This is a genomic window from Archangium sp., from assembly GCF_036388035.1.
GTDB lineage: Bacteria > Myxococcota > Myxococcia > Myxococcales > Myxococcaceae > Archangium.
In genome coordinates this window covers 1-10,915 of sequence record NZ_DASVSO010001032.1, presented here as the reverse complement: position 1 = coordinate 10,915, position 10,915 = coordinate 1, and the positions used below count along the sequence as shown (strand labels likewise).

Genomic DNA, 10,915 nt, shown 5'->3' with positions numbered 1-10,915 from the left:
CGCGCATGTCCTGCTCAACGCTCTCACCCTCTTCATTCCCGTCACTTGGCGCATGCTGCTGCTGCGCACTCTTTCGCGACAGGACACCCCAGCACCGGCCACCCGCGTGCTGACGCATGCGCAACTACGTCTCCTCAAGTTGCTGTCAAAAGCGTGTCGCGCTGCCCGCACAGCCCACCGCACGTGAGGCAACCCTCGCCCTGGCTGGCATGGGCGGCCACCTCAAGCACAACGGCGAGCCGGGCTGGCTCACCCTGGGTCCGGGTTACGAAAAGCTCCTCATGGCCGAGCTCGGCTGGCGCGCCGCCCTCGGCAACTTGTGAGCAATCTTGAGGGTATGACAACTCTTGTCCGTCCCCAGGGCGAGCGGGATCACTCCCACTGGGGACGGTCGCACTCCAGCAGCGCCCAGTCCTCCTCGGCATTCCAGGCCCCCTCCACCAGCCGTGCGTCGCTCTCGTGGCTCCCCAGATAGCGGAACACCTGCCGGATGCGCAGCGTGTTGGGACCCGGGACACAGTCTTTCACCACAGGGAACGCGGTGAGCAGGTGGCGCGCGCCGACGAGGAACCCCGTGCCCCAGTACACCACCCGGCTTGTACCTTGAAGAATCTCGACCCTCGTGGTCGCTCGGAACAGGGCGTCGTCCGCTGCAACTCCTCAGCGGGCCACGTCGTCCCGGACGTGTCCCTCGAGGACACGCCCGTCGGCGGCCATGTCGAGCTGCACATACGTGGGCATGAAGGCTATGTACTCGCTCAGCCGGTTCTCGGTGATGTCCTTGACGAAGCGCCGCAGCGCCTCCGTGGCCACTGCGTCATCCTCGCTCAGCACGGCCTTCGGCACCCGCATGAGATCGGCCCAGGTGCCGGAGTTCAGGTACACGCCGTGCTCATGGGTGATCTCCCGCGCCAGGTGCGTGTGTCCGAAGACCACGTACCGGAAGCGGCCCCGCGCACAGAGGGCCTTGGCGGCGTTGAGATAACGGGGCTCCGTCTCGTGAGCCCGCTCGAAGGTGCGATCGCCCTGGAGCGCCCTCAAGGCCTTGCGGAGCGCAGGCAGCCGGGACTCCAGCGGCCCGTCCAGGCCCGCCTCGGCAATGCGCCAGAGGCTCGCGAGCTGCTGGGCTCCCTGACGGATGGCCGAGAACGCCGAGGCATCCGCGAGGGTGACACCCACGTCCTCGCCCTGTCGCGCTTCGTCGATCTCCGCCAGGAAACGCCGGGCTTCGCTCTCTCCCATGGCGGCCCCCAGGGTGGAGGCGAGGGGCTCCGAGGGATCCAGCCCAGCCACTCCCGCCTTGGCGCTGGCTTCGGACAGCCGTACAGGGAGGTCATCCTCCTTCAGCCCATGGGTGATGGAGGGCGCCAGGACGCGTGCCACCTGCTCGATCTTCTCGATGAAGTCCGGCTCCAGTGCCAGCAGGATCGGGATGACCGACTCGTTCTCCGGCTTGAGCAGGTCGACGAATGCGTACTTCGACTTGATCGGGTTCATCACCTCCGCGACGAGCCTGCTGCCAGCGGGAGGGGGGAAGATCCCTGCGTGTTCCTGCCCTCGGGACTGCAGGGAGCGCAGCCGCCGGAGCTTGTCATGGTCGACGATGTTGTACCGGTCATACCGGTTGCCGTGCTCGATGAGCGCGTCTCCCAGCGCATAGGCCTCCCCGTCATAGAGGAAGGTGAAGTCGTGCCCGGGCTCCTTCTTCAGGACGCGGGCCAGCGCGCTCCGAACCTGGGGGAAGCTGAGTTCGATGTCATGATTTCCCAGCATGAGGGTGAGCTTGTGCTTCCTCGCGAGAAAGGCTTCCAGCGCCTCGAAGACAGCCGAGAAGCTGGAGCCGCGAGCCAGTTGCTCCAACTGGTCGGCGGCCCGCTGTGGATCCTCAATGATGGGCGTCCAGACTCCGGGCGTCGCTGTCTCCTGGGCGAGGAAGTCCACGAAGTCCCCAGCGATGATCAGCTCTTTCGTCGATGGCCCCGGGTGTCCGATTGCATCGATGAAGGACGCCAAGCGATCAGGGTGCGTCATCATCTGAAACCCACGTGCCCCCTGCTCGCCAGCGCGTCCCCCGAGGTGCAGGTCCGAGATAACGAAGACTTGATGTGCCAGTTGTCCCATGGACGCATCGTAGCCTTTTCAACAGCGCTGCCGAGAGTACGTAGGGCGGATGGGAGGTCGGTTGATGGTGAGGGCTGGTGCAGAAGAGGGGCCGAGGATGGCCGCTGACGGCTGGGAGCCAGGGCCATGCGCTTGGCCGGAGGATAGGCGGTGCAGCCTCCATTGGGCACGCGCAAGTGTAGGCCACCCTCCCACGCGAGGGTGGGTAGGGGCTGAAGTCTGCAGCTGCGCTGGAGTCAACACCACGCACTCTGGAGTGGCCCCTGTACTGCAGGTTCGCAGGCGTGGCGGAGTGGAGGGCCACGGGGATTTCTCCCCCAACTTTCCCCACTCCGGGCGTGCCAGAGGCGGCCAGAATGGCCATCTTCAGAGGGAAGATCCCGGGGCCGCCTTTGCCCAGTCCCGATTCGTAATCAGGCGGCGCTGGCTTGTGCTCCGGGGCGAGCCGAGGAGCAGTAGACTCTGTGCCGTGGGGCGCGCTCATGTGCCCCGTATGTGCCCCTCCAGCGCGGAATCAGGCGGAACCAGGTGGGACAGGGTGGGACGGGGCGGGATGACGAACCTGAGTAAAATCAAGGGGATGGTGGGTAACGGCGCATCCTGCTTGGGGTTTTCCATCCTCCCGTGTTGGGTTCGAATCCCGCCCTGGGCAACCCGAAAGAGCCTCCGGGTCCAATGCTCGTGCGTGCGTCTAGCGGCTCGCGGTGGGCTCTCCTCCGAGCAGTGTGCCACCGAGTGAGAGCAGCTGGGTGCGAAGCCAGAGGCTGCGTGGGTCCGCATCCGCCTGCCGGTGCCAGTAGACGTGCATCTCCACCGGCGGCAGGGCCAGCGGCATGGGCAGGAGTCGGTTGCCGAGCGGGGCGTTGAGCGCCTCCGCATGGCGCCTCGGCATGGTGAGCAGCAAGTCGGACTCGGCGACGATGCGGCACGCCGCCTCGTAGTGCTGACAACGCACCGCGATCTCCCGCTGGTGTCCAAGGCGGCTGAGCACCAGGTCCTCCACTGCCAGGCCGGTGCGCCTCGAGGAGACGGTGACGTGGCGGGCCACGAGGTAGCCGGCCACGTCCAGTCGCCGCCGCCGCGCGCTGACCACGCAGAACGTGTCCCCCGAGAGCAGCGCGTGGCGCAGGTCCGCACCCGTCGGCTGCGCCACGTCGACGGCCAGGTCAATCCGCCCGGACGCCAGATCCGTCGTGAGCCGGGGCCGGTCGAGCCGCACGCTCGCCACTCGCACCTGGGGCACGCTCGCGCGCAGGTGCGCGACGAACCTCGGGAGCAGGGAGGGCTCGAGCTCGTCGTTCATCGCCACGGTGACCTGGGCCACGTCTCGAGCTGGCTCGAAGTGGCGGGTGCGGCGCACCGCGCCCTGTAGCAGGGCGAATGCTTCCTGGATCTCCGGCGCCAGCCGCTCGGCGAGCGGAGTGGGCGCCACCCCCCTCCCATCTCTCACGAAGAGCGGGTCGCTCAGTTGCTCGCGCAGTCGCGCCAGGGCGTGGCTCACCGCGGATTGGCTGAGGAAGAGGACCTGCGCGGCCCGCGTCAGGCTGCGCTCGCGGTGGATGACGGCGAACACCCGGAAGAGGTTGAGGTCGAGTTGAGAGAGCGCGGAGGAGTCATGAACGCCGTTCATGAGGGCATATGACCAACCTTCACTGGCTTCATCAATGGTCCCGGTCGCATGCTCCCCCCTGCCAGCCACCGGAGACACCCGTCATGAACTTCGAGCCGTCCGCCCGTTCCAAGGACTACCGCGAGCGCGTGCAGCGCTTCATGCGTGAGCACGTCTTCCCAGCCGAGGCGGTCTACGCCCGGCAGGTGCAGGCTGGGCCCCATGCCGACTGGCGTGGTTGGATCGCGCCGCCGGTGATGGAGGAACTCAAGGCTCGCGCCCGCGCGGAGGGGCTGTGGAACCTCTTCCTCCCGGACGCGAAGCTGGGCGCGGGTCTCTCCACGCTCGAATACGCCCCCATCGCCGAGGAGACGGGACGCAGCTTCATCGCGCCCGAGGTCTTCAACTGCAACGCCCCGGACACCGGCAACATGGAGGTGCTCTACCGCTATGGCTCGCCCGAGCAGCAGGAGCGCTGGCTCAAGCCGCTGCTCGCCGGAGAGATCCGCTCGGTGTTCTGCATGACCGAGCCGGACGTGGCCTCCTCGGATGCCACCAACATGCAGGCCACGGCCGTCGTCGAGGGGGACACCGTGGTCCTCAATGGCAAGAAGTGGTGGTCCAGCGGCCTGGGTCACCCCCGCGCGAAGGTGGCCATCTTCATGGCTCGCACCCCCGACCCCGCGGCCGACCGACACCACCAGCACTCCATGGTGCTCGTCCCCCTGGATGCGCCCGGCGTGGAGGTCAAGCGCATGCTCCCTGTGTATGGCGAGTACGACGCGCCCCACGGCCACGGCGAGGTGCACTTCGAGAACGTGCGCGTGCCGCTCTCCAACATCATCGCGGGCCCGGGCCGGGGCTTCGAGATCGCCCAGGGCCGGCTCGGGCCGGGGCGCATCCACCACTGCATGCGCTGCATCGGCGCGGCGGAGCAGGCGCTCGATCTGATGATCGACCGGGGCATGGCGCGCACGGCCTTCGGCAAGCCCCTCATGAACCTCGGCGGCAACCGCGAGCGCGTCGCCGAGGCGCGCATCGCCATCGACCAGGCCCGCCTGCTCACGCTCTACGCGGCGTGGAAGCTCGACGAGCTGGGCGCCCTGGGCGCGATGACCGAGATCTCCGCGATCAAGGTCGTCGCCCCCAACGTGCTCCAGAAGGTGGTGGACGACGCCATCCAGATCCACGGCGGCGCGGGCGTCTCGCGCGACGACAGCCCGCTCGCCGGGTTCTTCGCCCAGGCGCGCTCCCTGCGCATCGCCGACGGGCCGGACGAGGTGCACAAGGGGCTCATCGCCCGCATCGAGCTGGCCCGGCGTGGCCACTCGGGGAGGAAGTCCGAGTGAGCCCGGGTCGCATCTTCATCACCGGCGGGGCAAGTGGCCTGGGTCGTGCCACGGCCGAGCGATACGCTCGCGCCGGCTGGCGGGTCTGCATCGGAGACGTGAACGACACGCGCGGGGCGGAGACGGTGCGCGCGCTGGGGGAGGGGGCCTTCTACCTGCGCTGCGACGTGCGGCGGGAGGAAGACCTGCGGGCGGTCGCCGACGCGCTCCAAGAGCGCTGGGGCGGCGTGGACGTCCTCATGAACAACGCGGGTGTCGCGGGCGCGGGCGCCATCGAGGACGTGCCGCTGTCCGACTGGGAGTGGATCATCGACATCAACCTGCTCGGGGTGGTGCGCGGCTGCCGCGTCTTCACGCCGATGCTCAAGCGCCAGGGGCGCGGGCACATCGTGAACGTCGCGTCGATGGCGGGCCTGCTCGATGTGCCGATGATGAGCAGCTACAACGCCACGAAGGCGGCCGTGGTCTCACTCTCGGAGACGTTGCACAACGAGCTGGCGGACTCGGGAGTGGGCGTGAGCGTGGTGTGCCCGTCCTTCTTCAAGACGAACCTGCACGAGTCCATGCGCACCGATGACCCCGGCCTGCGCACCGCCATGCACAAGCTCCTGGAGCGCTCGCCCGTCACCGCGGAACACATCGCGGACCAGATCTTCCGCGCCGTCGAGCGTCGGGAGTTCTACGTGCTGCCGCACGCCGAGGGGCGGTCGGTGTGGCGACTCAAGCGGCTGCTGCCTCGGGGCGCGTACACGGCCCTCGTCCGCAAGAACATGCGCCGCATGCAGCGCACCGCCTCACGGCCCACGGGAGGCACCTGAGGCGTGGCGGGCGCGGGGGGGCAGGGTGATGGCCCCTTTGCGCTCCCTCGGAGGGGGGGCGGGCATCACGGTGCTCGGTGGGTTGCTGGCCCTGGACCGGCCCATCCACCGCGGGGGTCGCCATGAACAACCTTCTCCAGGGTCCAAGGCCGCCATTGTGTCGTGGACAGCCAGCGGACGCGGCACTAGGAGCAGGAGCCCCATGAGCACACTGCAGGAGCGAATCGAGAACGCGGAGCTGTTGGCCAAGGTCGTCCCGGTGCAAGAGGCGGTGAAGCACGTCACCGACGGCAGCACCGTGGCCATCAGCGGCTTCACCAAGTCGGGCGAGCCGAAGACCTTCTTCCCGGCACTCGCCCGGCACTTCGCGGAGACGGCGCCCGCCTCCCGCATCACCTTGTTGAGCGGCGCCTCGCTCTCGGATGACGTCGAGGGCCCCATGGCCCCCTTCATCCGCAAGCGCGGGCCGTACATGTCCTCGGCCATCTCGCGCAAGCTCATCCACTCGGGCGAGATGGACTTCACCGACGTCCACCTCTCCGCCTTCGCGCGCAACCTGATGTACGGGTTCTATGGGGAGATCGACGTCGCCGTCGTCGAGGTGTCGCGCATCCGCCCGGACGGCAGTGTCGTCCTCACCTCCTCGGTGGGCGTCTCCGCCGAGGCGCTCGCCCGGGCGCGCAAGGTCATCCTCGAGGTGAACACCTCGGTGCCGGACTACACCGGCTTCCACGACATCGTCCTGCCCGCCGTACACCCCAAGGTGGGCTGGCCCCTGCCGGTGGTGAACGTGCGCGACCGCATCGGCACGCCCTACGTCGAGTTCGACCGCAGCAAGGTGGTGGCCGTCGTCGAGTCCCGCACGCCCGACCACCCCGTGCCCTTCAAGGCCGCGAGTGACACGGACCGCCGCATCGCGCAGAACGTCATCGACTTCCTCCTCCAGTGCCGCTCGCAGTTCGACTGGGGCAAGCGTCTGCCTCCCATCCAGTCCGGGGTGGGCAACGTGGCCAACGCCATCATCGGTGAGCTCTACGCGTCCCCCTTCCAGAAGATCCGCTTCTGGACCGAGGTCTTCCAGGACGGAATGCTGCGCTACCTGGAGGACGACGCGAAGTTCGAGAACGCCTCGGCCACCGCGGTCTCCTTCTCCGCCGAGGGGCGCAAGCGTTTCATGGAGCTGTTCGAGCGCTGCCGGGACAAGCTGGTGCTGCGGCCCATGTGGCTGTCCAACAGCCCGGAGATCATCTCGCGGCTGTTCGTCATCGCGATGAACACCCCCATCGAGGTGGACATCTACGGCCACGTCAACTCCACCCACATCGACGGCTCGCGCATCGTCAATGGGCTGGGTGGCTCGGGAGACTTCTTCCGCAATGCCTACCTGAGCATCGTGCACACGCCGTCCACCCGGCCGCTGAAGGATGGGCGCATCGTGAGCTGCGTGATGCCGTACGTGCGGCACATCGACCACACCGAGCACGACATCAAGTGCGTCGTCACCGAGCACGGCTACGCGCTCAACATGGACATCCGCTCGCCCAAGCGGCGCGCCGTGGACATCATCGAGCGGTGCGCGCACCCGCACTTCCGCCCGCTGCTGCACGGCTACCTGGACATCGCGGGCGCGGGAGACGAGCCCCGTCCCACCGATCTCAAGGCCCTCGAGGGCTGGTGGCGGGACTACGACGCGGCCTGCCGCTCCTTCCCCAAGGGCGGCTGAGCCTTCCACGGCGACACGGAAGAGGGCAGGAGATCTCCTCCCGCCTTCTTCCGCGTGCGGGCGCGGCGCTACCCGAGCATCTCGTTCAGGAGGCGTGCGACGGTCTTCGCGTCCGCCTGCCCGTTCGTGGCGCGCATGACCAGGCCGGTGAAGAACCCGGTCAGGCCCTTCTTCCCGCCCCGGTACTCCGCGACCTTCGCGGGGTTGGCGTCCAGTACGCCCTGGATGGCGGCGCGGAGCTGCCCCTCGTCGCTGACGACGCGCAGGCCCTTGCGGTCCACGATGTTCGCGGGCGCCTCGCCGGACGTCTGCGCCTCCGCGAGCACGTCCTTGGCGATGCGGATGCTGATGCCGCCCTCGGCGACCAGCGTGACGAGCGCCGCCAGCTCCTTCACGCCCACGCGGTTCGTTCCCTCGCGGATGGCCGTGGCCAGGTCGTTCACCACCCACGGCGCGAGCTCCGCGAGCCGCGTGTCGCCCGCGGCTTCCAGGTACGCGGCGAGCTGCGGCTCCCGGGCGAGCATGTGCGCGTCGTTCTCGGTGACGCCATGCTTGCGCAGGCGCGCGAACACGGTGTCCTGCTCGGCGGTGAGCGTCGGACGGACGGGCGCCGCCGCATCCGCCTTCTTCTCGGGCTTCGGCTTGCTCTCCGCCTTCGGCTCCGCGGCGTCCGCCTTCCGGACCCAGGTGTCCTTCAGCGTGATGATGCGGTTGAACACGGGCGCGGTGTCGCGGCTGTCCACCGGATCCCTCCAGAAGTATCCGGCGCGCTCGAACTGGTAGCGGGCGCTGGCCGGGTCTCGCGAGACGCTCGGCTCCACCAACCCGTGCGTCACCACCAGGCTGTTCGGGTTCACGAAGCGCATGAAGTCCGTGTTGACCGGCTGCGCCTCGTCCTCGTGGCCGGGCTGCTCCGGGTCGAACTGCTGCGCCTCGCTGTCCGGCTCCGGCACCGTGAACAGCCGGTCGAACAGGCGGAACTCGGCCTTCACGCCGCGCGTGGCGCTCACCCAGTGGATGACGCCGCTCGCCTTCGCGTCCTCGCCGAGCAGCGTGACGCGCAGCTCGGTCGGCTCGCCGTCCGCGCCCTGGATGACCTCGTCGCAGCGGATGATGCCCGCGCCGCGCAGGCGCACCGTCCCGCCCGGCGTGAGTCGCTTGAAGCCCTTGGGCGGGTCCGCGCTGAAGTCGTCGCGCTCGATGACGAGCTCTCGGGTGAGGGGGACCTCGCGCACCGCCTGCTCGGCCGGCACGCGCTCCCCGTTCGGCAGCAGCACCTTCCCGTCCGGGCTGCTCACTTCCTGCGGCCAGTACGGGAGGCTCAGCATGCGCTCCTCGTTCAGGTTCACGAGGGTGACCTTCAGCGGGCGCGTCACGGCCATCACGCGGGGCGCGCGGGTGTTCAGGTCGTCGCGCACGGCGTTCTCGAACATGGCGAGGTCCACCGTGCGGTTCGTACGGCTCACGCCGATCTGCGCCGCGAAGGCGCGCACCGACTCGGGCGTCACGCCGCGCCGGCGCATCGCGCTGATGGTCGGCATGCGCGGGTCGTCCCAGCCCTTCACCACGCCCTCGCGCACGAGGCGGCGCAGCTTGCGCTTGCTGACGACCGTGTACTCCATGCTGCGCCGCCCGAACTCGTACTGGCGCGGCGGCGTCCGGCCCGTCTCCTTCTCGGAGAACAGGTTGTCCATCAGCCAGTCGTAGATGGCGCGATTGTCGATGAACTCCAGGCTGCACATGCTGTGCGTGATGCCCTCGAGCGCGTCGCTGAGCGGATGCGCGAAGTCGTACATCGGGTAGATGCACCACGTGTCCCCGGTCCGATAGTGGGACGCGTGCAGGATGCGGTACAGCACCGGATCGCGCAGCTTGAAGTTCGGGTTGGCCAGGTCGATCTTCGCGCGGAGCGCGTGCTCGCCATTCTTGAACTCCCCGGCGCGCATGCGGCGGAACAGCGCCAGGTTCTCCTCGACGCTCCGGTTCCGGTACGGGCTGGGCGTGCCCGGCTGGTCCACGGTGCCGCGCAGGCGCGCCATCTCCTCGCCGCTGACGCTCTCCACGTACGCGAGGCCCTTGCGGATGAGCTGCTCGGCGAACTGGTAGAGCTGCTCGTAGTAGTCCGAGGCGTAGAACAGGCGCGAGGTGTCCCACCCCACCCACTGCATGTCGCGGATGATGCTGTCCGCGTACTCCTGCGTCTCCCCCTCGGGGTTGGTGTCATCCATGCGCAGGTGGCACACGCCGCGGTAGTCCTGCGCGGTCATGAAGTCCAGGTAGCTGGCGAACGCATGCCCGAGGTGCGCGTACCCGTTCGGCTCCGGCGGGAAGCGCGTGACGACGCGGGTGTGTCGCCCTGCCTGCAGGTCCGCGTCGATCACTTCCGTGATGAAGTTCGGCGCCACGCGGCGCGCCTCGGGAGTGGGAATCAGATCGGATGGCGACTTGCTCATGCGGCCATTCTCTACGGGACTGGGGGGGATTCAGAAGTAAAATCAAGGGGATGGCCCGGAACGGCGCGCCGGGCCTCGCGTCAGGGCCGCGCCTGCTCGGCCGAGGGTGGCAGCAACCCCGCGCGGTGCATCGCCTCGAGCGTCAGGTCGGCCAGCTTCTGGTAGCCCTTGGGGCTCGGGTGGAAGCCGTCGGAGGAAACCCACTCGGAGTGCTGGGGGAGCTGCTTCGAGGCTGGCAGGAGGTCCACCACCAGGACGCGCGGGCCGTAGGGTCGGGCCGCGGAGGCGATGGCGGCGTTCCACTCGCTCACGAGCTGGCTCAGCCGGGCGCGCTCCCGCGGTGGGGCGTGGGGCGGGGCGAGGGCGGCCAGGTCCGGGACGTTGAGCAGCACCACCTGGGCGTCCGTCTCCCGCGTCAGCCGCTCCAGCGTGGCCTGGAGCGACTTCTGGTAGGTGGGCAGGGGAACGTGGCCGAGGGCGTCATTCACCGAGAGCCACATCGTCACGAGCGTGGGCCGGAAGGCGATGGCCTGCGGTACCTCGACGCTCACCGCCTGCCCGAGGGTGATGCCACTGCGGGCGAAGCGCTCGTACACGGTGTCCCCGGGCAGGGCGGCACGGATGCGCGCGGTCCAGTTCTCGCGGGTGGGGGCGTGGCTCCCCACGCCCACCGTGTCGGAGGCGCCCAGGGCGGCGTAGCGGATGGGGGTGCTCAGGGCGACCGAGGCGCGGGGGGCTTCGGCACGGGCGGTGGCGTTCTTCGGGCTCATCGGGGACGACTTCTCCTCTGGGCTTTGCTCGGGGGCACGGGGAGTGGCCACTCCGGTGGCTCCCAGTCCGAG

9 protein-coding genes are annotated in these 10,915 nt (G+C 68.8%); 4 read left to right on the top strand and 5 right to left on the bottom strand.

Translation table 11 applies throughout. The features are described from left to right. Positions 1–116: 116 nt before the first annotated feature. Complete coding sequence (locus VF697_RS42425; protein WP_331104333.1) at positions 117–323, top strand: hypothetical protein; 207 nt, start codon at positions 117–119, stop codon at positions 321–323. Positions 324–372: 49 nt separating this feature from the next. On the opposite strand, the gene VF697_RS42420 is transcribed toward VF697_RS42425, so the two are convergent. From VF697_RS42420 to VF697_RS42410, 3 genes are all read right to left on the bottom strand, one after another. Beyond that, complete coding sequence (locus tag VF697_RS42420) at positions 373–588, bottom strand: hypothetical protein (RefSeq protein WP_331104331.1); 216 nt, start codon at positions 586–588, stop codon at positions 373–375. 72 nt (positions 589–660) lie between these two features. Next, a complete protein-coding gene (locus VF697_RS42415; protein ID WP_331104329.1) occupies positions 661–2,121 on the bottom strand; it encodes a metallophosphoesterase in 1,461 nt (486 codons plus the stop codon). 691 nt (positions 2,122–2,812) lie between these two features. Next, positions 2,813–3,751: a LysR family transcriptional regulator gene (locus VF697_RS42410; protein ID WP_331104327.1), complete on the bottom strand. Its 939-nt coding sequence runs from the start codon at positions 3,749–3,751 to the stop codon at positions 2,813–2,815. Positions 3,752–3,834: 83 nt separating this feature from the next. On the opposite strand from VF697_RS42410, the gene VF697_RS42405 reads away from it, so the two are divergent. The 3 genes from VF697_RS42405 (at position 3,835) to VF697_RS42395 (ending at position 7,620) form a co-directional block, all read left to right on the top strand. Next, positions 3,835–5,079 (top strand): acyl-CoA dehydrogenase family protein, encoded by a 1,245-nt coding sequence (locus tag VF697_RS42405; RefSeq protein ID WP_331104325.1) that lies wholly within the window; start codon positions 3,835–3,837, stop codon positions 5,077–5,079. Next, positions 5,076–5,897 (top strand): SDR family oxidoreductase, encoded by an 822-nt coding sequence (locus VF697_RS42400; protein WP_331104323.1) that lies wholly within the window; start codon positions 5,076–5,078, stop codon positions 5,895–5,897. The genes VF697_RS42405 and VF697_RS42400 overlap by 4 nt, the downstream gene beginning before the upstream one ends. Before the next feature lie 202 nt (positions 5,898–6,099). Then, positions 6,100–7,620 (top strand): acetyl-CoA hydrolase/transferase C-terminal domain-containing protein, encoded by a 1,521-nt coding sequence (locus VF697_RS42395; RefSeq protein WP_331104321.1) that lies wholly within the window; start codon positions 6,100–6,102, stop codon positions 7,618–7,620. A gap of 68 nt (positions 7,621–7,688) precedes the next feature. Here the strand turns inward: VF697_RS42395 and VF697_RS42390 are convergent, their stop codons facing one another. Further along, positions 7,689–10,073: a glutamine--tRNA ligase/YqeY domain fusion protein gene (locus VF697_RS42390; RefSeq protein ID WP_331104319.1), complete on the bottom strand. Its 2,385-nt coding sequence runs from the start codon at positions 10,071–10,073 to the stop codon at positions 7,689–7,691. Between the two features lie 80 nt (positions 10,074–10,153). Next, entirely contained in the window at positions 10,154–10,843 is a 690-nt protein-coding gene (locus VF697_RS42385) for an SGNH/GDSL hydrolase family protein (protein WP_331104318.1), read from the bottom strand. Positions 10,844–10,915: the final 72 nt, after the last annotated feature.

Bases quoted from the DNA above. Each gene is read 5' to 3' on its own strand.
- VF697_RS42395 (WP_331104321.1), top strand. From the start codon at position 6,100: ATGAGCACACTGCAGGAGCGAATCGAGAACGCGGAGCTGTTGGCCAAG.
- VF697_RS42410 (WP_331104327.1), bottom strand. From the start codon at position 3,751: ATGAACGGCGTTCATGACTCCTCCGCGCTCTCTCAACTCGACCTCAAC.
- VF697_RS42405 (WP_331104325.1), top strand. From the start codon at position 3,835: ATGAACTTCGAGCCGTCCGCCCGTTCCAAGGACTACCGCGAGCGCGTG.
- VF697_RS42425 (WP_331104333.1), top strand. From the start codon at position 117: ATGCGCAACTACGTCTCCTCAAGTTGCTGTCAAAAGCGTGTCGCGCTG.
- VF697_RS42415 (WP_331104329.1), bottom strand. From the start codon at position 2,121: ATGGGACAACTGGCACATCAAGTCTTCGTTATCTCGGACCTGCACCTC.
- VF697_RS42390 (WP_331104319.1), bottom strand. From the start codon at position 10,073: ATGAGCAAGTCGCCATCCGATCTGATTCCCACTCCCGAGGCGCGCCGC.
- VF697_RS42385 (WP_331104318.1), bottom strand. From the start codon at position 10,843: ATGAGCCCGAAGAACGCCACCGCCCGTGCCGAAGCCCCCCGCGCCTCG.